This window comes from Paraburkholderia terricola, assembly GCF_900142195.1.
In the GTDB taxonomy this organism is placed as follows: Bacteria; Pseudomonadota; Gammaproteobacteria; order Burkholderiales; family Burkholderiaceae; genus Paraburkholderia; species Paraburkholderia terricola.
Map to the genome: position 1 here is coordinate 30,841 of NZ_FRAB01000045.1, position 22,087 is coordinate 52,927.

The 22,087-nt window shown below is 62.5% G+C and carries 21 protein-coding genes and 4 pseudogenes; 18 read left to right on the plus strand and 7 right to left on the minus strand.

What is annotated here, in order from left to right; translation table 11 throughout:
- The first annotated feature begins 54 nt into the window (after window positions 1–54).
- From tssF to BUE39_RS27830, 12 genes and pseudogenes are all read left to right on the plus strand, one after another.
- Window positions 55–1,944 carry a type VI secretion system baseplate subunit TssF gene (gene tssF, locus BUE39_RS27775; RefSeq protein ID WP_073431881.1) on the plus strand — a complete coding sequence of 630 codons (1,890 nt, stop codon included), beginning with the start codon at window positions 55–57 and terminating at the stop codon, window positions 1,942–1,944.
- Window positions 1,944–3,032 (plus strand): type VI secretion system baseplate subunit TssG, encoded by a 1,089-nt coding sequence (gene tssG, locus BUE39_RS27780; RefSeq protein WP_073431882.1) that lies wholly within the window; start codon window positions 1,944–1,946, stop codon window positions 3,030–3,032. Before tssF ends, tssG begins: the two co-directional genes overlap by 1 nt.
- The gene (locus BUE39_RS27785; RefSeq protein ID WP_073431883.1) at window positions 3,029–4,159 is read left to right on the plus strand and encodes a type VI secretion system protein TssA; all 1,131 of its coding nucleotides are present in this window, start codon (window positions 3,029–3,031) and stop codon (window positions 4,157–4,159) included. Before tssG ends, BUE39_RS27785 begins: the two co-directional genes overlap by 4 nt.
- A 314-nt stretch (window positions 4,160–4,473) precedes the next feature.
- Entirely contained in the window at window positions 4,474–4,722 is a 249-nt protein-coding gene (locus BUE39_RS27790) for a DUF3717 domain-containing protein (protein WP_073431884.1), read from the plus strand.
- A gap of 87 nt (window positions 4,723–4,809) precedes the next feature.
- Window positions 4,810–5,949: a DUF746 domain-containing protein gene (locus BUE39_RS27795; RefSeq protein WP_084561505.1), complete on the plus strand. Its 1,140-nt coding sequence runs from the start codon at window positions 4,810–4,812 to the stop codon at window positions 5,947–5,949.
- 33 nt (window positions 5,950–5,982) lie between these two features.
- A complete protein-coding gene (locus BUE39_RS34970; protein ID WP_073431885.1) occupies window positions 5,983–6,198 on the plus strand; it encodes a hypothetical protein in 216 nt (71 codons plus the stop codon).
- 433 nt (window positions 6,199–6,631) lie between these two features.
- On the plus strand, window positions 6,632–7,738 hold the full coding sequence (locus BUE39_RS27805) for a hypothetical protein (RefSeq protein WP_143032008.1): 1,107 nt from the start codon (window positions 6,632–6,634) through the stop codon (window positions 7,736–7,738).
- Window positions 7,739–7,871: 133 nt separating this feature from the next.
- Window positions 7,872–8,432: a hypothetical protein gene (locus BUE39_RS27810; protein ID WP_073431887.1), complete on the plus strand. Its 561-nt coding sequence runs from the start codon at window positions 7,872–7,874 to the stop codon at window positions 8,430–8,432.
- 73 nt (window positions 8,433–8,505) lie between these two features.
- A pseudogene (locus tag BUE39_RS35700) lies at window positions 8,506–8,694 on the plus strand (POTRA domain-containing protein); the annotation flags it as partial.
- Between the two features lie 1,462 nt (window positions 8,695–10,156).
- A complete protein-coding gene (locus tag BUE39_RS27820) occupies window positions 10,157–10,609 on the plus strand; it encodes a hypothetical protein (protein WP_073431888.1) in 453 nt (150 codons plus the stop codon).
- A gap of 9 nt (window positions 10,610–10,618) precedes the next feature.
- Entirely contained in the window at window positions 10,619–11,323 is a 705-nt protein-coding gene (locus BUE39_RS27825; RefSeq protein WP_073431889.1) for a nucleotide-binding protein, read from the plus strand.
- Window positions 11,316–12,038: a hypothetical protein gene (locus BUE39_RS27830; RefSeq protein WP_073431890.1), complete on the plus strand. Its 723-nt coding sequence runs from the start codon at window positions 11,316–11,318 to the stop codon at window positions 12,036–12,038. Before BUE39_RS27825 ends, BUE39_RS27830 begins: the two co-directional genes overlap by 8 nt.
- A gap of 268 nt (window positions 12,039–12,306) precedes the next feature.
- Here the strand turns inward: BUE39_RS27830 and BUE39_RS27835 are convergent, their stop codons facing one another.
- From BUE39_RS27835 to BUE39_RS27850, 4 genes and pseudogenes are all read right to left on the minus strand, one after another.
- Window positions 12,307–12,489: a DUF6900 domain-containing protein gene (locus tag BUE39_RS27835; protein WP_073431891.1), complete on the minus strand. Its 183-nt coding sequence runs from the start codon at window positions 12,487–12,489 to the stop codon at window positions 12,307–12,309.
- A gap of 149 nt (window positions 12,490–12,638) precedes the next feature.
- Window positions 12,639–12,884, minus strand: coding sequence for a hypothetical protein (locus BUE39_RS27840; protein WP_073431892.1), 246 nt, complete (start codon window positions 12,882–12,884; stop codon window positions 12,639–12,641).
- A 95-nt stretch (window positions 12,885–12,979) separates the two neighbouring features.
- A pseudogene (locus tag BUE39_RS27845) lies at window positions 12,980–15,239 on the minus strand (ParB/RepB/Spo0J family partition protein).
- Window positions 15,240–15,362: 123 nt separating this feature from the next.
- Window positions 15,363–16,188, minus strand: a pseudogene (locus tag BUE39_RS27850) (DUF932 domain-containing protein).
- Between the two features lie 881 nt (window positions 16,189–17,069).
- Here BUE39_RS27850 and BUE39_RS34980 point away from each other — a divergent pair.
- Window positions 17,070–17,207 (plus strand): hypothetical protein, encoded by a 138-nt coding sequence (locus tag BUE39_RS34980; RefSeq protein ID WP_159442604.1) that lies wholly within the window; start codon window positions 17,070–17,072, stop codon window positions 17,205–17,207.
- Window positions 17,208–17,614: 407 nt separating this feature from the next.
- Here the strand turns inward: BUE39_RS34980 and BUE39_RS27855 are convergent, their stop codons facing one another.
- Window positions 17,615–18,238, minus strand: a complete 624-nt coding sequence (locus tag BUE39_RS27855) for an SET domain-containing protein (protein ID WP_084561507.1) — start codon at window positions 18,236–18,238, stop codon at window positions 17,615–17,617.
- 188 nt (window positions 18,239–18,426) lie between these two features.
- Entirely contained in the window at window positions 18,427–18,618 is a 192-nt protein-coding gene (locus BUE39_RS27860; RefSeq protein WP_073431894.1) for a hypothetical protein, read from the minus strand.
- A 376-nt stretch (window positions 18,619–18,994) separates the two neighbouring features.
- Here BUE39_RS27860 and BUE39_RS27865 point away from each other — a divergent pair, with 376 nt between their 5' ends.
- The 3 genes from BUE39_RS27865 (at window position 18,995) to BUE39_RS27880 (ending at window position 20,859) form a co-directional block, all read left to right on the plus strand.
- Window positions 18,995–19,231 carry a ribbon-helix-helix domain-containing protein gene (locus BUE39_RS27865; protein WP_006051389.1) on the plus strand — a complete coding sequence of 79 codons (237 nt, stop codon included), beginning with the start codon at window positions 18,995–18,997 and terminating at the stop codon, window positions 19,229–19,231.
- A 5-nt stretch (window positions 19,232–19,236) separates the two neighbouring features.
- Window positions 19,237–19,557, plus strand: a complete 321-nt coding sequence (locus tag BUE39_RS27870) for a type II toxin-antitoxin system RelE/ParE family toxin (RefSeq protein ID WP_006051390.1) — start codon at window positions 19,237–19,239, stop codon at window positions 19,555–19,557.
- A 484-nt stretch (window positions 19,558–20,041) separates the two neighbouring features.
- Window positions 20,042–20,859, plus strand: a protein-coding gene (locus tag BUE39_RS27880; protein ID WP_235004984.1) for an IS5 family transposase whose coding sequence is annotated in 2 segments (ribosomal slippage) — window positions 20,042–20,384 and window positions 20,384–20,859 — 819 coding nt in all. Because the reading frame shifts where the segments join, the coding sequence is not laid out codon by codon here.
- A gap of 48 nt (window positions 20,860–20,907) precedes the next feature.
- Here the strand turns inward: BUE39_RS27880 and BUE39_RS27885 are convergent.
- On the minus strand, window positions 20,908–21,405 hold the full coding sequence (locus BUE39_RS27885) for a tyrosine-type recombinase/integrase (RefSeq protein ID WP_073431895.1): 498 nt from the start codon (window positions 21,403–21,405) through the stop codon (window positions 20,908–20,910).
- 183 nt (window positions 21,406–21,588) lie between these two features.
- Here BUE39_RS27885 and BUE39_RS27890 point away from each other — a divergent pair.
- Window positions 21,589–21,768 (plus strand): annotated as a pseudogene (locus BUE39_RS27890) (IS110 family transposase); the annotation flags it as partial.
- A 45-nt stretch (window positions 21,769–21,813) separates the two neighbouring features.
- Window positions 21,814–22,087 (plus strand): transposase (locus tag BUE39_RS27895; RefSeq protein WP_143169527.1); only part of this gene is annotated, 274 nt, incomplete at its 3' end.

Here is a 22,087-nt window from a genome sequence, read left to right on the forward strand (position 1 = left end):
CTGAGCGGCGCCGCTGCACAGCGAGACAACAAGAAAAGCAAAGAGAGCCCACCGATGGATCCACGACTGCTCGACTATTACAACCAGGAACTGATCTACATGCGCGAACTCGCTGGCGAGTTCGCGCAGGCACATCCGAAGATCGCGCGACGCCTGGGCATGCAGGCCGGCGAAGTGGCTGATCCGTATGTCGAGCGCCTGATCGAGTCGTTCTGCTTCATGGCCGCGCGCATGCAGATCAAGCTCGATGCGGAGTTTCCGCGCTTTACGGGGCGGCTGCTTGAAGTGGTCTACCCAAACTACGTCGCCCCCACGCCGTCGATGGCGGTCGCGCGCCTCTATCCCGGCCGCACCGAAGGCAGTCTCGCGAGAGGCTATCGCATCGCGCGCGGCACCGCGTTGACTGCACGCGTGCCCGATGGCGAGAAGACCGCATGCCAGTTCCGCAGCGGCCAGGACGTCACGCTCTGGCCGCTGGAGATCACCGAGGCGCGACTGACTGGCATTCCGCCCGACATTCCCGCGCTCGATCGCTACGTGCCGGCGAATGCAAAAGTGCGTGGCGCGCTGCGCCTGAAGCTGCGCACGACGGGCGACGCGCGCATTGCCGACCTGGAGGGGCTGGACCGTCTGCCGGTGTATCTGGCGGGCGACGAACAGGTGGCGTCACACCTCTTCGAGCTGCTGCACACGGCGGGGGTCGCAACGATCACCGCGGCGCCCGGTGAATTCAATACGCTGGGCCGGCCGTTGCATTCGGTGAGCGCCAACGCGATTGCCCATGAAGGGCTCGGTACCGATCAGGGCCTGTTGCCGCTCGCCTGGTCGAAGTTTCATGGGCACAACCTGCTGCACGAATACTTCGCGTGCCCGAGCCGCTTCTATTTTTTCGCGCTGACCGGCCTCGAGAAGGGTCTGCGCCAGGTCAACGGGCGCGAGGTCGAAATCGTCGTGCTGCTCGACCAGTCAACCGAGCGGCTGGCGAATCTGGTCGACGCGTCGCGCTTTGCGCTCTTCTGCACGCCGGTCATCAACCTCTTTCCGAAGCACACCGACCGCATCGAGCTGTCGGCACAGGAGACCGAGTTCCGGATTGTACCGGCCCGTCTCACGCCACTCGACTACGAAGTGTTTTCCGTCGGGACGATGATCGGACAGGTCGCGGAGACTTCGGAGGAACTCGAATTCCGGCCGCTCTACCAGACGCTGAACAACGATGAGGGCAATCACGGACGGTATTTCTCGACACGTCGCGAGCGCCGGCTCATGTCGGACTCGGCGCGCCGCTACGGTACGCGCACGCCGTACATTGGCACGGAGATGTTCGTTTCGCTGGTGGACCAGAACGAGGCGCCCTATAGCGAGCACATCCGGTTCCTGTCGGTCGATGCGCTGGTGACGAACCGTGACCTGCCGAGCCTGGTGCCGCGCGACGGTGTGCGCGACCTGAAGCTGGCCCGGTCCGCGCCGCTGGAGAGCATCGGCCTGATCCGGGCGCCCACGGCGCCGAAAGCGCCCTATGCAGAGCGCGAGATGGCCTGGCGGCTGATCCGGCAGCTCAATTTCAACTATCTGCCGTTCGATGATCTCGATCACCGCGCGGGCGGGCAGGGGTTGCGGGACCTGCTGCGGCTCTTCCTGACGGGCGATGACGCCGAACATCAGCGGCAGGTTGAGAGCCTCGTGGGCGTGAAGACCCAACCCGTGACGCGCAAGCTGCCGGGCAACGGTCCGCTCGTGTTCGGCCGCGGCATCGAGTGCGCGCTGACGGTCGACGAAGCCGGGTTCTCGGGCACAAGCCCGTACCTGTTCGGGCTGATCCTTGAGCACTATCTGGCCCGGCACGTGTCGATCAACACCTTCACGCAGACCGAACTGCACTCCATGCAGCGCGGGCGCGTCGCGCGCTGGCCAGTGCGCATGGGCACGCGAGGGATCGCCTGATGGACCGGGCGTCGCTCAGGACCGTCGTGCGCGAGACCACGCTCTCGCCGGAGTTCGTCGAGCGCCTGCAGGACGAGCCGTGGCGCTACGGGTTCCTGTCGCTGCTGCGCCGCATCGGCGCTGATCCACGGATCGATGTGGTTGGCACCGCGCGGCGTCCGCAAGCGGAGCCGTTTCGCCTCGGGCAACAACCAAGCCTGACCTTTGCGCCACGCGAAATCGCAGGCGTCGGTCAGACGAACGGAAGGCTGAAGATCCGCCTCTTCGGCCTCGGAGCACTCGGCCCGAACGGACCACTGCCCATTCACGTGACGGAGATTGCGCGAGACCGCGAGGAAAGCCGGCGCGACACGACGCTCGTCAATTTCCTCGACATCTTCCATCACAGGTATCTCGCGCTGCTGTACCGCGCGTGGGCCTCCGCACAGGCGACCGCGGGACTCGACCGGCCCGGCAACGAGCGCTTCTCGTTCTACGTCGCGAGCCTCACGGGCCTCGACACCCGAGAGATCAATCATCGTCCTCTGCCCGCGCACGCGCGCCTCGCGGCATCGGCGCATCTGGTGCGTGAAGCGCGCGATCCGGACGGACTGCGCATGACGCTCGAGCAGTACTTCGACGTGCCGGTTGCAATCGAGGAACATGTATTTCACTGGATCGAACTGGATGAGACGGATTGCAGTTACCTCGGCAAACCCGGCACGGCGGCCACGATGGGGAACGCACTGCCCGGCACGCGGGTTCCCGACCGGCAGAACAGATTCCGCATCGTCATGGGGCCGCTCGATCTCGACCAGTACCTGCGCTTCACGCCGCAGGGCGCCGATCTGCCGAAGCTAATCGAATGGGTCAGGGCATTTGTTGGCTACGAGTTCGTCTGGGAACTGGAGCTGCGTATCAAGGCGAAAAGCGCAACGCCGGCGGCCATGGGCGGCTCCCAGCGGCTCGGCTGGTCCGGGTGGCTGGGGCCTTCGCCCACGGACAAGCCGGTGGTCGGCATGCGATTCGAACCTGAGCGTTACGCCAGGATGCTGGCCAGCAAGGCTGCACGATCGCCAGAGGCACACGCAGTGCAAGGACAGATATGAGCAACAGAAAACACGCATCGCAAAAGTCCGCAGAACTCAGGGATTCGACCAAGGGCCCGACAGGGGGCGCGGCGACCCACGACTGGATGGCGCCGGTGGACGCCGCGGCGTCGTGTGGCGCCGATCTTGAATACGATCCCGAATTCGTCGTGCTGTCGGCGAAGGTTACGCCGAAGGCCGAAGCCCAGTACGGCGACTTTGTCGGATCGCCCGAACCTGTCAACTGGAGCGACATCGACCGCGACTGCCGACGGCTCATGATGCGCAGCAAGGACATGCGTCTGGCGGTGCTTTTCACGCGGTGCCGCACACGGCTGGCCGGCGCGGCGGGACTCGCGGAGGGTACCGGACTGCTGGCCGCGTGGCTCACGGCGTTTCCGGATGCACTGCATCCGCAACCGGATGCGGATGCCGATCGCGATGCGGCGCTGGAAATCCGCATGAACGCGCTGCAGGCGCTGACCGACACCGACGGCCTGCTATCCGACGTGCGGGAGATCGCGCTTACGAAATCGACAGCCGCCCGCCTGCAGGTGCGCGACGTCGAACGCGCGTTCGGCCATCCGCGCCCGAATGATGCACTCGCACCCGACTCTGTTACCCGCCAGCTGGAGGATCTGCGCGCGCAGCAACCGGCTGCGATGGCAGGTTTCGACAAGGCGCTTGCGAGTCTGGCCACGATTGAGGGATGGTGCCGCGAACACCTCGACGTCTACGCGCCGGATCTGTCCGCGCTTGCCCGGCTGCTGCGGCATCTCGTTAACCCGCAGCGGCGGGATCCGCCGGCAAACGACGAGGGCAGGGACATCGCAGCCGATCCTGTGCAGTCCAGCGATGGTGTGGCGAACGGGCAGGAGTCTGCGCTGGATGCGTGCCCAACCGTGCGCGACGCGGGCGCGGCAGACCTGGCGCCCGTGCATGGCCGCTCGCGGGGGGCGGCTGTGGCTGATCGCCACGCCGCGCTTGGACTGATCCGCGAGGCGCGTCAGTGGTTCGAGCAGCATGAACCGAGTAGCCCGATCCCGGTGCTGCTCAGGCGGGCCGAACAGTTCGTCGGCAAGCGTTATGCAGAGGTCGTGCGGGCAATTCCGGCCGATCTGCTCGCCCAGTGGGAGGGCGCGGAATGAGGAGGAGGCGCGCTCTGGACGCTACGTCGCGACCGGTCGATGACTTGCGGCGTGAACTCGAGCAGCTGGATGCCAGCATCAGGCAGGCGCGCGCGCGTGAAGAGTGGGCCCCGTCATGGACAGGATGCAGGATCTGGCGAAGTCGCGCGGCGGACGATGCATCTCAACGGTGTACCCCGTGGCGCACGGAAAGCTGAACCTGGAGTGCGAGGCGCGACCCGATGACAGCTGGTGACCGATGAAATATGACGCCCCGTCGCGAACCGTTTCGTCGTCGCCCAGGCGCAGACGCTTTTGAAAGGATGTATGGACAGATGCGGAGTTTTACTCTGGCCCAGATTGAGCGGGCCATTCACCACTGGCGCAAACACTACGGTCGCGCCCGCCTGTACCACGACAGTGTTGACGGCGCGCGCGAGGAGCGGTTGTTGTCGACGCTCTACGGACGTCTCATCGAAAAGCGTCTGGGAACGATTGACGTTGATCAGATCAGCCGTGCTGAGTTTGCCGCGCTGGGCTGTCTGTTCGACGGGCCTCCGGCTGACCCGGAGCGCCAGGCATAGAATGAGGCCCGTGGAACTGCACCGCCTGATGCTCGCCCCTGCGGGCGGTATGGAGCCGCAGGTTTGCCTCGGATTGAGGTCGCCGGCATGAAGCCAGTTAGCAATCAGGATAGCAAGGGCAGAAGCCGGGTGAGAGACCGCGAACTGATCGCGTTTCTGGATCTGCGGATTGCCGCGCTCGTTTCTTCGGACCCGGAACCGCGGCCGCCGTGCGTACGTTGCGCCGGAACCTCCATCGTCATCGACGGATACCGTCCCAGACTCGGCGGCTATCGCCTGCCGGTATACCGCTGCAGCGCATGCGGAAAAAAATACACGCGCCTGCAGGGCACGCCGCTGGATGGCCGACTTCTCGGGCACATCGAAAGATTCGTTCCGTTGTTGCCGCAACCACTCAACTGTACCGAGGCCGGCCATCTGCTGGGGAAGTTACCCGTCCACGTCAGCGAACTGGTCAAGACATTTCGCGGCTGGCTTCTCGAGCTCGATCCGGCTGGCAAATGGGAAGCCCGCGTGCGACTCGGGGGACGTCGCGCCGAGGTACGGCCCACATCACTGGCCGTCGCGGAGACCGGTGCTGCCGAGGACCTCACGCTAACGCGGCGGCTGACGTCGGAGTACGACGACCTGTACGTAAAGGGAGGCCCGGCGCCACGATGTGCGTACTGCGACAGCCGGAACACGTACGAGATGGCGCCCCATCCGAGCCGCCGTTTGTCGGCATTCGAATGCCGGACCTGTCACCGGGTGTTCAACCGTCGCACCGGTACACCGTTTTCGAAGACGTACATGATAAGCGCCAGGCGGTTCCGGCCACTGATCCGGTATCTGTCGCTGCCGCTGCCATACGCACAGGTCGCGGACATCTTCGAGACCGACGAAACACACATCCGGATGTGGCGCGACAAGTTCGCCCGCTGGGCCGACCAGCTGGAACCGGATGGCAACCTGAGCGCGCGCGTGCAGCTTGGTACCACGCCGACGCGAGACACGCCGTGCCTTTTCTGCGGCCGTACGGGCACAGCCAGGCGCAACGGCCAGCGCGTATGGCACTGCATCGGCTGCGGGCGGCTCTTCTCCATGCGTCGGGCGCTCGTTGAACGCACTGGGCGCCTTGAGATTATCGGTGCCGAAGTAGAGGATCCAGACGATGGAATTGCCCCGGAACTGGATTTCGACGGGCCGGTGAATCGCGACGCGGCGTGCCCAGGACGGCGCGGCGGGTGACACCGGACACACATGAGAGGGGCACGGAAAATCATGAACGAGCGTGAATGCACGACCGGCATCGGCGATCTGAAGGGCGTGTTCCGCAGTCAGCCGGTCGCACAGGACGCATACACGGCCCAAAGACGTGAGCCTCGATGGACAGTGCTCTCGGCCATGGCCGGTCTGATTGTCGCGATTCTGTTCTCGTGGGGATTCCTTCACGTCGTACTCACGCTTATATTTACTTCCGCTCCAATCCACCACTGATGCCGACGATGCAATTCCGAAAATTCGTGGTGGCCGCACTACTGGTTTGCGCTTTATCCGTGCTTGGCGGATGCGGCCTGTTCGGCTGCGGTGCATCGGCGACCAACAGCGCTGCGTTCGGCGGTTGCCACGCAGGCACGCGGTTCTAGACTCACCAGGGATTACGAACACATGAATATGTGGACGGGCTTCGCGGACGCCGATCTCGCGCTGTTGCTGGGGTCCAGGCGGCGCTGGACGAAAGTATCCAGGCTGCCGGCGCGGGGCGCGACTGGCGGCTGCCGGCTGAGTGCGTGCCGGCGATTGGACGGATGCTGTTGCGTTGCGACGAGGCGGTGGCGAACGTGCCGAAATACCGGTACGTCGACGCATGGGAGAAGCTCAGCGTGAGCGCGGGCAGCACGATTGGCGTAATGACACAACGGGGTCGCAATTGAAGCAGAACAACGAAAATAGCTACACATGGGCATGCATGGTCTGCGGCACATCAAACGATGGTCGCCATTGCTCGCAATGTGAATGCCCGGCAGAAGTCGAGGGGCGCGAGCTTGCGCATCGACAGAAGGCGTTCCGACAGGGCATTGAATATAAGGCCGAACCGGTTGTCTCACCAGTCAATCAGTTGCCACTGCACGAGTTGCCGCGTTTCTGGCTACTGCGGTGGATCGTAAGGCACTGGCGTGGGTGGTACTCGCTTGGTGTCAGTTACTGGTTAAATGGTCTGCCGCGCATGGTATTGCTGATTGTGCTTATGGCACTCGTCCGTATGCGACCCGTGGTTGCGCATCGACTGGACGTCTGGCTGATCCTGCTGATTGAACTCGTGCTGCTGACGTATATATGGCTCGGGTTGGGAATATGGCGTTCGGCGCGCAGGCATATCGCTGATACGGGGCGGCGCTTCTGGGCTCGTTGCGCACAGGTCGTTGTTGTGCTCGGGGCATTTGCCGCGGCGTTCACCTTTTTAGCTAACGTCGGCACCGTGACCCAGGAGCTTGCGCTGTATCGTACGCTCGAAAACATGCCAAAGTTGTCAGTCACGACGGATGTCCAGGGCACCAGGCTATATGTCCGCGGCACCCTGGTACGCGGATCGGGCGACGCGATTGCCGCTGCCATTTCGGTGCACCCAATGCTTCGCGTTGTGCAGATCTCTGGTCCAGGCGGTCTTCTGGATGAAGCGCGCATTGCCGGCAATGCTGTAAAGGATCGCCAGCTTGCGACGTTTGTCGCGACCGAATGCGATAGCGCGTGCACGCTGATCTTCATGTCGAGTTCTCGCCGTGTCCTGCACCGCTCTGGTTCACTGGGCTTTCACAGTCCGATCATGGCCCCTTTGACCGTCGCCAACCTGTTTGCGTACGCTGCCCAGATGCGCACCGAATTGATCCAGTTGGGTGCCACACCGAACTTTGCTGCTCTGGCGTCGTCCGTTGATTCCCAGACGTTATGGCGTCCCGATGCCGAAACTTTATTGGCTAATCACGTAGTCACGAACCTGACGGATGCCATGGATTGGAATGGCCTGTCAGCAAACTAGTCGCGAAACCGGAATTCGGGAAGATCAATACGCGACGACTTTAACGAGAAACACCCAGATCCAGTCAGCCGATCCGATCGGACATGTGGGTGAACATGGTGCAGTTCTTTTTTCAACCTCAATCGATCACGCTATGAAACGCCTTCTCCTCATCGGCCTCTGCCTGTCAACCACTTCCGCGTTTGCCGCCGGTCAGGTGTTACTGGAAACCCCAGTCACCTACGCTCCGGACGCCAGCGTAGTTGACCAGATCAAGAACGAATGCCACATCGAAGACATGCTAACGCGCCATGTCAGCGACGCACTTCGCAGGATCAACAGAACCGGCGACGGCACCATCGCATCGCAAACAGATGCAGGCGATCAGAAGATTCTGAGATTGCAGATCACCCACGTATTGGGTGTCGGCGGAGGCGCATGGAGCGGACCCAAGGCTACGACGGTAACTGCGGATCTGATTGAAGACGGCAAGCTCACCCGTCACACGAAGATTAACCGCTGGTCGGTCGGCGGCGTCTGGGGCGCGTTCAAGGGAAGCTGTTCGATTCTCGATCGTACGACCGTTGCAATTGCAAAGGATGTGAGCCGATGGGTGCGCGACCCATCGTATGAGATCAAGGAAGAAGCGCCGCCCAAAGAGGCGTCCGCGACGACGGCTGAAACCAATCCGGCGAGTTCCGCGAATGCCGAATAATCGGTCGTCCGTCAGTGGGCGCACACTGCGTCGAACGCAGACGCGAACTCGTGGAAGTCGGCGCTTGCCCGCACGAGAGGATGACCTGCTGAATCTGCGCGATTTCGAACAAGGTCTCGAACAGATGAAGTGCGTGGGGAGCCAGGATGTCGACATGCAGATCGCGCCGAGCGACGTAGCTGGCGAGAGCGACGTCATCGAGACTGGAAAACGCTCGAAGCCGAGGAAGATTGTGGCCGCGGTCGACAACTCCGGCACGCGCATTGGTCTCCGGATAAAACCGCGCCCGGGATAATGCAACCAGCATCCGAATCCGACAACAGACTCGAAGCCACAATTACAGGAACGCGTTGCCGACGTGTCTGCGACAGGCAAGGATCGGCAGAACCTGTCCGGGGACGTGAAGGTGCAGAAGTTGACAGCGGGAAACGTAATCGATGGCGAAGGGGCGATGAAAAAAGCAACAGCTTCGGCACCAGCGGCAAACCGCCGTGCGGGCAGTGATCGCGTTGGCGGACCCTGCGTTGGGCCAGAGCAGACCGCCGACAGACCGCTCGGCACGCTGCAACGACGGGCTGAGGAGTTAGGCTGGCGATGCCTGACCGACGTGCCATCCCATGCGCGCGCCGAAGCCTTCCGGTGTCCCGTTGCCACCATCCGCAGGACGAGGTGTGCAGGTCAGAAACAGAGCTCTGCGAGAAGCGGGAACAGTTTTTCAGGTCAACATAAATTAGCTATCCGAAATTTGTCATAAAAAGAATTATGCAGAATCCCAAAATGGCATAACTGTGACGACTTCTCAGCTCCTTAACTCCGCTCGAGACGGCGAGCTATTCCGGTGGCCACGAATACAGTTCGCCATATTCTCGTTGATCTGATCGATCACATTACCGGAATACGCAACGGAATTTCCGTCGATGGGAGGGCGCTTGTTGGCAAGCGAAAGGTTACTGAGGTCGCGACCATGGTCATCTAGTAGAAGTGCGTTGCACATGACGCCCAAAACCGGCGATAGCCTATCCTGCAATACCGTGTTTTCAGTGCGCATTTTGTCGCCCCGCGTAAACGTTCTGCGTTAAGATTCCCGTCGCCGCGTAAACGTCCGTTCAGGCCCTGCACCATCATGTGCGAATGGGTGAGCAAAGGCGTTGCGCAGAGGTCTTCCTTCTGGAGTAAACGGCATGCGCATGCCTGTGCGTTAAAGGATGCGTAACCCGTGCGTGATGCTTTCGCGTTCAGGTGTCAATCGCGTGCGTAAAGCGTTCGTGCCGTTGTGTGCATGTCTTTCGAATGAGCACGCGTGTAACGTGTTCAGGGTCGGCACGGCTGCGTGCGTATCAGCTTCGCTGACGGTGTCGAAGGCTGTGCGCGTGACTGACGCATTGATGTTCGATTCGCTACGCTTGTGCGCGTCCTGAGTTCCCCTTGTTCGATGTGCATACGCTGCATACTGCTGGTCGACGTCCGTGCGTCACCGGGGACGATGCCGGTCGAACAGCATGCGTGTCAGGAGTAAGCCGGGATGCGTAACGAAGGATGTGTCGCACGCGTACGACAGACGCGAAAAAGTGCGTTGTTCTCACGGGTTCCCGTCGCTTCCCAGGTGTTCCCATGTGCGCTTGCCATGCGGAAAAGGGTGGTTGACGCGTGTGCCCGCTGTGCGCAGGATGGTGTGGAGGTGGTGCGAACGGTGATGCGTAATGGTGTGCGCAGGAGGGTGATTCATGCCTGTCGCGAGGGTCTATACAAAATCGCAATGGGAGGCGTTCGCCCGCGCGCTCGATGCGCTACCTGAGAAGCCCGAGGCTGAACATGGCGTCACGGTGCGCGATGCGATGAAAGACATGCGCGCACGCGTACGCGCGGCGCAGGCGAAGGGCTACACACTGGAGCAGATCGCGGAGCAGGCGAAACCGCACGGCATCGACATCACGGCGGGAACGATCCGATACGCGCTGCGCACAGCCGGGAGGGGCAGCGGTGCCGGGAATGGCGCAGGCCCTTCACCGGGCGCGCGCGCGGCAGGGCAGGCAGGCGTCGCAGCGGTGCGTCAGCGCGATGCGCCGCCGCCCAGGAATCGGGTCCGCAAGGCCGGGGGAAAGACCGTAACCAGACAACCCACGCCGGTGCAGGGCACGCTCGGATTTGCAATCCGGCCCGACACCGACGATCTGTAGGGAGCCGCCATGAACACGACAGTCGACATGACAGTCAATCCCATCTATCTCGTCGGCGGAGGCAAGGGCGGTGTCGGCAAGAGCGTGGTTGCGCTTGCGCTCGTGGATCACTTGCAACGCCGGGGCGTGAACACGGTTCTGGTGGAAAACGATACATCGAACCCGGACGTGATGCGCGCGGTGCACGATGAAATCGATTGCGCATCATTCGATCTGGACACGGCGGGCGGCTGGATCGACATGGTGAACTACTGCGACGCGCATCGCGATGCGGTCGTGGTGGTCAGCACGGCGGCACGCAATCAGGACGGCGTCACGCGATACGGCGCGACACTGGGCAGTACGCTTGATGAACTCGGACGGCGGCTCGTCGTGTTCTGGGTCATCAACCGGCAGCGCGACAGTCTTGAACTGCTGCGGCAGTTCAGCGATACGTTCCCCGATGCGACCGTGCATGTCGTGCGCAATGGCCTGTACGGTACGGCTGAACGCTTCGTGCTGTATCACGATTCGAAGCTGCGCAAGACTACCGAGGCGAAGGGCCGCTCGCTGGATTTTCCGGAACTGGCCGACCGCGTTGCGGATGACCTGCGCAGCCAGCGGCTGTCGGTACGCAAGGCGGTTGAGACGCTGCCCATCGGGCAGCGCGCGGAACTGCTGCGCTGGCGGGCTTGCTATGACGCGATGTTCGCGCAGGTGACAGGCGATGCGTGAGCGGCGTACGCGGGGCGCCCGCCCGCCTGATCCGCTCGCGCGGCTGTTTCTCGAAGTGAGCGGCGAGTTGCCGGACGACGCAAGCCTGCTGCGCATGCGCCGCGTGTCGGCGGCGCTGAACCTGCGTGACAACGATGCACTGTGGTCAGTGCTGGCGGCGCTCGAATACTACGTGCGTCTGTACGAGGCGATGCCGGAGCGCATCCGGCAGGCGGGCACGGGCGGCGTCGATGCGGCGCACGCCGAAGCGCAGGCGGCGACGCAGGCGCTGATGGTGCAGCATCGCGACGCGCTTGCACGCTGCAAGGAAACGATCACACTGGCGGAGAAGATGACCGCCGAGCACGAGGTGCGCTACCGGGCAGCGCTTGCTGCGCTGAACGATGAGGCGCTCGCTACGCTCACCCAGCGGGCGGCGAACCGGATTGGGCGTGCTGCCGGAAACCGGCTCGTCGCGGCGACGGCGGTCGCGGCACGTGAACAGCGGCAACGGCTCGATGCGGCGCTTGTGTCATTCGAGCGGGTCGCTGTGCGGCGGTTCGCGAGGGCGTGCTACGGGCTGGTGGCTGGCGGACTGGTGGTGATGCTGCTGGCGGCTCTCGCCGGCGGCGTGGCAGGGTGGTGGGCAGGGGACCACTGGGTGCGGGCAGACGGCCTGCTGTCTGCCCGGACAGGCTACGTCGCGCCGGGATCACCTTCCGTCAAGCCGCAATGAATCACGAAGCGCGTCAGTCAGGGTTTGCCGTGCGCGAAGCCCCACTGGCGGCACATCCTGCTGCCGATTTTCCTGGCCGGCTGCTTCTGCATGACGCTGGCGACGGCGTCGGACAGGGTCAGTCCAAAGGTCAGGCTGTTGTGAACTTCGTCGGTAAGGCGGCGAGCGTGCGGCGACCGTGACGACTGTCGGAAAAAGCCCGGACGGTCTGCGTTTCGGCACCTGTCGTATTGGAGACCACCCGAATGGCGAGCGGCTGGGGTCGTGTTCAGGCTGCACCGGATTTCGCGCTAGCGACACCGGCCTGGTAAGCCGCTTCAAGCGCTGCCCTGATGGACCAGACTGCAGTATCGTAGAAATCGAGCCGGTTGGAGTGGCGGGTTTCGAGGGTTTCCACGCAAAGTATCCTTGTGGCGATTTCGGCAAGCCGCTGCCTTGCGGGGAAGGTCAGAAGCGTTTACGGCGATCTCCCGGTTGGGTTGTGACGACATCATTCACGCGTTGTTTCGGAGGAACTTCAAGGGTTTTTTGTCCGGACCGGCTGCACCGCGCGGGCAGGCTCCCGGTTCAGGCAGGCGGCGGCCTGTCTGCCTGCGCGGATCAGGCCCCGGCGGCGTCGCCGTCGATGAACGCTGCGGCGCGGCGGAGCATGCGAGCCGCCGCGTCGTGCTGGTCGAAGGCAATCATCGGAGTGCTGTAGCCTTCATCGCGGGCGCGCAGCAATGCCATGTCGTAATGGCGCCCGTGTTGGTACTGCGTGCTGGTTGCTTCGACGGAAGTGAGGAAAAGATCGGGCGAACCCGCGGCGTTGGTCGCGAGCACGACCATGCGGATATGGTTGAACATGACGGACTCTCCGGTTCAGGTGGGATGCGCAGGCGGCAGGGCGTGATGGGGTGCCGCTCCGCCTGCGCTGCCCCGTTGCCAGGGCGGGGGCGGGGTTACGCCACGAGCGGGCCGGATTGCCCGGTACTCACGGTGCCTATGCTGTCAGCGGTCGGGAAAGGCCTCGGTGACTGCTCGCTAGCGGAGGCGGGCGCGGCGCACGCATCGGGCGCGGTGTCATTGACGTGTTCCGTGCCGTGACCGGCATCTGTTTCCGTGTCGGCGTCCTCGCCTTCCGGCGTTTCTTCCGCATCGGCTCCGGTGTCCGCACCGTCGGTCCCGGCCTCATCCTCATCCTCAGCGTCGTCGCGGCTCTCCCATGAGGGTGCGGCAGGGATTTCCCGGTCGGTGAAGATTTCGGGCACCCAGGCGACTTTCGCGAGCCGCAGTTCGGCGGCGGCTGCAGCGTCAGCCTTCTTCATCTTCTCGAGGTCGGCTGCGGCCTTCGGCGATACGGCGGCAGCGACGACTTCGGCAATGCGCGCCTTGCTGACATGGTCGAAATACGTGGCGCGGGTGGGCGTCCAGTACCCGGTCATGTCGAGGTTCAGCGCACCTGCGAGCGCGTTGATTGCATGCGGCCTTTCTTCGCCCGCGATCCCGTCAAGCAGGGTGCCGGTGCAGAACGCGAGCAGATCGAGCAGCGTCGTGCCGGGATCCTGCTGGACGAGCCAGGGCAGCAGGTCGGCCGGTTTCGCGGGCAGTTCCGCGATCCATCGCGCGCGTTGGGTTTCGATGGCGCTCCATGCGGGGCTGGTGTCCAGGTCGTCTGCGGCGCGCAGCAGTCCGTCGTGATTGTTCGTACCGGTCAGGGCGAGGAAGTCACGCGCGGACGTGTGCCCGAAGTGCTCGGGCAGCGCCTTCGGGACCAGGTGATGCAGCAGTGCGGCGAGCGCCACGGCGGGCTGTGCGGCTTAGTTCCGCGCGCATGGCGGCGGTGCGGTGCGCGGTGAGGCGCTGGCAGAGCTTTGCGCTGTGGACCGGTTTGACCTTCGGGGTTGTTGCGCACACCGCATCGTGCGCTTCGGCTTCGGGCGTGCCGGTGACATGCGCATCTGCGGCTTCGAGCGCGTCGGCGTTCTCGCGGCGCACGAGGCCGCGCTCGATGACGAGTTCGCCCTGCGGCCCGACGATGACGAACGCACCGGCTTCGGTCATCTGCTGTTCGTCCCATACCAGTGCGACGCTTTCGAGCCCGATGAGGGCGGCATTGACGCGCTCGATCTCGTCGTTCAGCCGGTCCGCTTCCGCGTAGGCGTTTTCGTCATCCTCCGACAGCGCCTCCAGCTTTTCGGCGAGTTCGTCCTGCTGCGCGGTGAGCGCGTCCATCTGCCGCTGTTCGTCGTCGGTGTACGGACGCTGGACCGGACGCAGCCTGCCATAGCGGTTCAGTTCGAGAAAGTCGCGCTCGACGCGTGTTTCAATCCAGCCCCATCCTTCTGCGCGCACTTCCTCTGCGGCGGCGTCGAGCTTCTGCGCGACGAGCTTCTGCAACAGTTCGGCATCGGCAATGTACCCGGCGTTTTCGTCGTCGCTGAACAGATCGCGGCGAACGTAGCCGCCCGCTGCTTCGTAGACGGCAACGCCGACGAAGCGCACGAGCCGGCTGCGGCTCGCGTCGATCTCGGCGCGCGTGATGGCCTGCCGCAGATAGTTGGGCTGGCGTTGCCAGTCGTTCGCATCGAACCAGATGTGTTCCTGCGTTTCGTGATCGTCCGCGAGCGCGAGGGCCGCAAGCTGGTCGAGCGTGATCGCATCCTCGCGCAGCAGCGCGAGCAGCTTTGGTGACACGTTGGCGAGCTTCATGCGGCGCCTGACGGTGAGCGGCGACGCGGAGAACAGCGCAGCGATGTAATCGACGCTGCGCCCTTCCTCGGCCAGCATCCGGTACGCGCGCAGCACGTCGAACGGGTCGAGCCCTTCACGTTCGCTGTTCTCAATCAGCGAAATGGCGAGGGCTTCGCCTTCGCTGACGATGCGCACCGGTACCGGATAGTTCGCAGCGATGTGCTTCTGCTCGAACAGCAGGTCGAGCGCGGCCTCGCGGCGCTGGCCCGCGCAGACACCGTAGCGGCGCTGCTTGCCGCGTCCGCCCTTCATTTCGTGAACGACGAGATTCTGCAAAAGGCCCTTGGCGCGGATGTTGGCGGCGAGGCCCGGAATACCCGAAAGGGGTTTGGTGCGGGCGTTGAGTGGCGAGGGCCGCAGGCTCGAATACGGCACGGTGATGACGGGCTGCTCGTTGCCGAAACTGGTTTCGAGCGGCGATGCGGTTTCAGTGGCTTCTGCCACGGCGGCTTCAACTTGGGCTTGCATGACTGACTCCAGAAGGTTGGAAAGAAGGTTCCGGGTCGGATGCTGCTGGACGCATCAGGACTTGACCAGAAGAGGAGTCCTGATCGAATTGGGGGCGGCACGGAAACGCCGCCCCTGCGGTACTTACGCCTTCATCTGGCGCATCGCTTCGGCGAGCATCCACAGCGCACGGTTCAGTTTCACGTTCTGGTCGATGCCGGTGATGGGGCGGGTGGACATGGAGCGTCCGCTGCGCGAACGCCCATGTAGCCCGCCTTTGGTGAGGTTTTCCTGGACTCTTTGAAACACTGTCCAGAGGTCGTCCCGGCGATCTTCGAAGCGGCGCGGGGCGAGCAGGCTGCTTTCGGTGATGGGAGCGGGCGTTTCTGCGTCGGTCGGCTCGTAGCGCAGCGCAAGCGCGGAGCGCGCGAACGCGTGCTGTTCGTCGTGCTCGAGCGTGAGGGCCTTCATGCCGTCTTTCTGTTCGCGGATCAGGTCGAAGCACGTCGAACGCGCCGTTGATGACGTTCTGCACGATGTTGCCCTTGTGGGGGACGCGGATGTCGCGCACGGTGTCCCCGGCCACCATGCCGTTCTGGCAGACAAACCGGTAGGCACCAGCCAGCATCTGGTAGCTGCTCGTACCGTCGTGCGAGTTGAGCAGGATGATTTCGTTGGCTTCTTCGCCGGTGATTTCGTCGGCGTGCCGCATGCGGATCATGTGCCTGGTGAATTCGCGGCGGTCGTCGTGGCGTACGCGCGTCTGGCAGACCATGAACGGCTGGAAGCCTTCGTTGCGCAGGCCGGGCAGCACGTTGATGGTGGGGATGTAGGTGTAGCGCTCGGAGCGGCTTTCGTGCTTGCCGTCCGCGAAGATGGACGGGGCGACGCGGCGGATCTGGTCGTCCGACAGGGGGGAGTCGGAGCGGAGCATCGGCGAGCCGTAACGGAAAGAGGAAGCGAGTTGCATGGCACTCTCCACAACAAAAAAAGTTGATCGGTGTTGCGCTGACCGGGCTCCAAGATTCCGCCCCGTTGTAAGGGTTGGGCTCGTCCTGGTGGAACCCGGGGTTGGCTTTACCGCCGCCAGTCTCCTGAGTTCGCGCCCGTGCGACTCAAGGAGCCGGTGGCGGGCAAACGTCAAGGAAAAAAGGCGAGGGAGGGGTGCGGGCAACACGGTCCCTCGCCCCTTGATGTTTGCCCGCCATCGGCTACGGTCGCGGGTGTCGGGCGGGAACCCAGGAGACTGGTGGATGCGAAGCGTCGGGTTTCACCGGGATGAGCCGCCGCGCGGCGAGCGCGAATGTGGAGGCCGCCTGCGGCCTTCACCTGACTGGGGGTTAAAGGTCTTGGGTGTCGGGGGTTGAGGTTTTGCGCCAGGGATTGAAGCCCGGGAGGGCCGGGACGCCGCCGGCGGCCCGGTGCGAAGCACGAAAGCCCGCCCGCAGCGCGGCGCGGGGGCGCCCAGTGAGGGTTTCAGGACTGCGATAACACAGCCTGCTGCACCAAACCACTGACACTGGTCGTTGAGGACAACGCCATGACAGGCGGTGGCGACATTCGGCTGGACACGCCCCTTTGCGACGAGATCTTCAAGGTATGTACGAACAGATAGCCTATGCCCGCGCCTGTACCTGCCGACAGAGCCGGCATCGCCCGCGTCGTTGCTAGAATGCCGGACTGGAAAACAGACCCTTACGACCGATGCCTTTGCCAGCCGATGTTGAACTGCTCGCGGGTTTGAGTATGCATTCCCAGGGTGCTACACCGAAACCGCATGGCCCGGCGCCCAGCCGTTCACGGACCAGCGCGTTCGCCGGATCGCGTATCAGGTTCCGGGACCACGAACTCATGGTGGTCGAGATTGGACCGTTCGCGCATGCGCAGGGCGTCACCGTGACATTTCGCGCGCGATCGGTGGGCGCGCAGGCCGTACGGGTGGGCGCAATCATCAAGACGCGCTGGGAGGTTTGCGAAGTAGTGGCCTGAACAGTGAGCAGGCGGGAGATCCCATGCCGATTGCTCACGCGTGGCTAAAGCGTGCACACGAATGCGACCTAAAGCGACCGACCGGGTTCGCATGCTGACGCAGATTCTTGCGGCGTTCGGGCGGATCGTGATGACGTCTTTGGCGTTCGAGGTTCAGCAGATCGGGAGGCAGGCGCATCGCCCGCACGGGGGAACTCTGGGGAGGGCTGTGCGAAGCACAGCCCGCGTGCGACATGGATTCTCCTGACCAACGCGCTCGCAGGCAGCCGGACGGGATCGGCGGTGTCGACCATGCTCATGCCGGAAGTGTCAGTGTTCTCCCCCGGCGTTGCCCGGGAGGTTCACGTCGGGCACGACGCCCTGTGAATTCCGCTGCTCCATGACGAAGCAGCATCGGGAGCTTCCCGCTATGCGTCGATCAGCGTGTCCGTGATGGTCGTTCGAATGTGGATTGCGGCCCGTGTTGCCACATCCGCATGCACACTGTCCTCGACCAGCTCACGGGCAGGCGCTGAAATATGCTCTTTCCATGACCGCTTTCCCCGTCTGGCCAGCATGGTTCCCCGGCAGTCCGGCGCGCCGCAGTGGCAGGCGTACCGCTTCCGAAGCAGACGGGTGTGCCGTCCTTCGACGAAGAGCGCGTAATCGATGCACAGTTCTTCGCCGGCGGGCACCGGGTTCACGGTGCGAATGAAGATCCGGCCGTCGCGGTCCGCGGCTTCACAGTTGGGACGGCATGCATGGTTGATCCATCTGGCACTGTTACCGCCGATCGCCCCGTCGATGACGGTACCGTTGCCGACGTCGAAGTAGAAGGTGTGATCCGGCTGTGCCGGATCGCGCGGGTGACGGAGCAGAGCCTCGTCCCATGAGATCCGTTCGCCCAGGTACTCACAGATGAGTTCGCCGGCCACAAGCGCGCACGTCGCGAACACCCCTCTGCCGTGAACGGGCGACCGCCGCACAGTAATCCGGCTGCGGGGACGCAGGACATTGGCATGTTTCACCGGGAAGGTATCAAGGGCGTTCATCAGGGGCATCGTCGATACGGTTGCGGGGGCCGACGTAATCGACCCGCGGAAGAAACATGGATTGCACGACCGAAATTTCCGTTGCAGCCGGTGCAGCGTGTTACCTACGTCAACGCAGACGATGGCAGGGAAACAGCCGCGCGGCGTTAACCGGGCGGCGGAGCAGTTGGCCGTGTGGCCGGGAAGCGCTACAGTATTCTCAGGTCACGGATCCTGCCGATCTGGGGTGATCGTTTCAGGATCAGGTCTGCGATGAATTCGGCGAGCAGGGCGCGTGGAATGTTCGCGGGGACGTCGTCGACCCGATGCGAGGTGATACGCGCGATAAAGTCATTGGGGGCGCTTGCCAGACTGTGCTCAAAACTGACTCGGTACTCCATGATCAGCCGCGCTCCGACGGATATTCTCTGTGCTACTGATTCTATCAGCAGTTGGCGTGACGATTGGTGATCGAGCAGCCGGCTTCCGGCGAATGCAGAGAGAGAGGGGAGCTCCAATGGCCGGCGAAATTCCGAGGTTACGCGCCAACACAATACCGATCTAATGTCGTTTTGTATCCGTATCTAATGTCAGTCGACACGCTGGATGGCAAAAGCTGCGCGCGACGCAATGGGTAAGGCCAGACTACCGTATCTATTCCGCCGATACGGGGGCCGTCCGCGGACGGTCGTATGGTTGCCTTCGTATTCGTTTTTGAGTATATTGAATACGATAATGTACTAGGAGTGCACTGTGTCTCGGACGACCCCTACCACGATGACGGTTCGCCTTAGCGGCCCGCTCAGCGACTTTGTTTCCGCGAACGTCGGTGAACATGGCGACTACGAGAATGTCAGCGAGTACGTTCGGGATCTAATTCGTCGCGATAAGGAACAGAGGGAGGCGAAGGAATTCGAGCGGCTCAAGGCTGAACTGGCCCATGCCTACGCCGCTCCTGAATCGTCGTATAAGCCATTGACGGCGGCCGATGTGATCGCGCGCAATCGGACCTGACAGGAATGCCAAGGGTACAGGTCCGCATACAGGAAGCGGCGTCTTTCAGAATCGACGAAATCTATCGGTATACGCGGGATCGGTGGGGCGGGCAGCAGGCCGATCGCTACATTGCTGGTTTGTTCGATGCCTTTGACGGCATAGCTGATCACCGAACGCCTTCACGTCCCGTTCCGGCGGAATTCGGCATTCAGGGCTATTTTTTCCGTTACGAACACCATTTCGTCTATTGGCGCCTTCTCTCCGACGGTAACGTAGGCATCGTCACCATCCTGCACGAGCGGATGCATCAAATCGATCGTTTTCGGGATGATTTTGGTCTGTGACTTGATCGCCGGGGGCGGGGACGGAAAACCGTGTTTCGGCCCGGTGAAATCACGAATGGGACCGCTCCAAAAATCGGAAAAACGGGTCTTTTGAGTATGGGTAGAAGTATGGGTAGTGGAAGGGCGTTTTATAAAAGCCTTGCCTGTAAAGGCTTTCCGGGCGATTCGGCATCCCTCCGTCTCCGCTCGACTTTTCGCGACCGGGTGGCCGAGTGTACGAATTATCCCACGGAGATGGCCGAAATGTCCTTGGCGCACGCGGTGGACGACAGGTTTTAGCCGGCTATCGCTGCAGTGGACTAGCCTAAGAGGCTGTTGCGAAATTAGTTAAACAGAGTCTTTAGGCGTTTCCAGCAAATTAAGGCGCAAGCCAAAGAGAGGAACGCTATGCGTCTAAGAGAGTGTTTCAAAAAGAGCTTTAACCCCCTGTTAACTCAAACGCAAAGCTGTTAACCTCGACCGTTGTGACAAGCGGAACGAGGAGATGGCCAAGCCAATCATCGACGACGAATTGTGGCCGTTGATCGAACCACTCTTGCCGCCAGCAAGGCCGAGGCGCTTCCGGTATCCGGGGCGCAAGCCTGTAGCCGATCGGGCTGCGCTGACCGGAATACTGTTCGTGCTCAGGAGCGGCATTCGCTGGAGCGAACTACCCTCCGAGATGGGCTGCGGATCGGGCATCAGTTGCTGGCGTCGCCTGCGCGACTGGCAACAGGCTGGCGTTTGGGACCGACTGCACGAGATCCTGCTCGCGAAGTTGCGCGCTGCCGATCGGATCGACTTCTCTCGCGTCGTCATCGATTCCACTTCTGTTCGAGCGGTTGGGACGGGCGAAAAACTGGACCGAACCCCACCGATCGTGCGCGACCCGGTTCCAAACATCACGTCGCCACCGACGCCAACGGCACGCCGCTCGCGATCATCCTGACGGGCGCGAACCGCAACGACATCACGCAACTGCTTCCACTGGTCGACGCCATCCCACCGGTTCGCGGTATGCGTGGTCGGCCACTGCGCAAGCCAGGCCGAATCTATGCGGATCGGGCTTACGATCACGACAGGTATCGCCGGCCGTTGCACGCTGCCGGGATTCCTACATCGATTGCCCGGCGCGGCGAACCTCACGGCAGCGGACTTGGCAAAGTACGTTGGGTCGTCGAGCGCACCAATGCGTGGCTGCACGGATTCCGCCGTCTTCGCACGCGATTTGAGCGTCGTGCCGACATCCATGAAGGGCTCCTCAAACTCGCCTGTTGCCTGATCTGCTGGCGAACGCTTCAGCGCTCGGACGACTCTTTTTGAAACATGCTCTAAAGAGCTGCAGAGACGCAAGCGACTGCTGGAAACCGATCAACCGCTTACGCTCTGGAGATAGTCGCCCCAATCCTGCATCATTTTCCGTCGTTCAGGAAGTAACTCTGCTTTGTTATATGCTCGGCTCGCCCGGTTCTTCTCGACGTGGGCCAACTGACGTTCAACCGCCAGTGGAGCAAATCCCTGTTCGTGCGCCCATGTACTAAACGTACCACGTGCGCCATGCGCCCTGAATAGCCGTTCGTTGTTGAATCCAGCGCGAATGAGCGCAGCATTAATTGTGGTCGCCGCCATCGGGCGAGACTTGTCTTTTACATTCGGGAACAGATGGTCGTCTGCGGCCTTAGTACCAGTTATTTTTTGAATTTGCTCCAGAACCTGAACTGCCTGCGCACTCAGTGGCACGATATGCGGACGCCTCATTTTCATGCGCTCAATCGGAATGATCCATGTCGCGGTATTGAAGTCTATTTCCTTCCACGTCGCGCCTCGCAGCTCTGCAGTCCGTACCGAAGTTAGCAAGAGCAGGCGCATGGCCTGTCGCGTGAGTGGTGTTCCTACGACGGTAAAGGCATCCAACACGCGTTTTAGGCAGTATGACTTTCCGTGAGTCAGCGGCTGGCCCGCCGTGAGGAACCAGACGCGGGTTAGCCTCACTGCCAGAGCCGCACGATGTGCACAGGGCACACCCCGGCGATTTCCAGCGCGGAGGCCAGCGTGAACCACGATAGCACGGTGTTTGTCGGTCTGGATGTTCACAAGGAGTCGATCACGGTGGCGTACGCGATCGATATGGGCGAAGTGGAACTGTTGGGCAAGATCGGAACGCTGAAGGCGGATATCGATCGATTGTGCAAGCGCGTTCAGTCGAAGGCGCACCATGTCCGCGTTGTCTATTAGAGGGTGTTAGGCACTTTTTGTCAGACCTGGTATCCTGGCAGAATGAAAAAACGCAGGCCATACCCAACGGATGTATCGGATGAAGAGTGGTACTTCGCCGCTCCGTACCTGACCTTGATGAACAAGGACGCACCGCAGCGCCGCTACGAACTGCGCGAGATGTTCAACGCGCTGCGCTGGATCGTACGCGCGGGTGCACCGTGGCGTTTGTTGCCCAATGACTTTCCACCTTGGGAACTGGTCTACCAGCAGACGCAGCGCTGGATTCAGGCCGGCTGTTTCGAGGCCATGGTGAATGACCTGCGTTCGATCATCC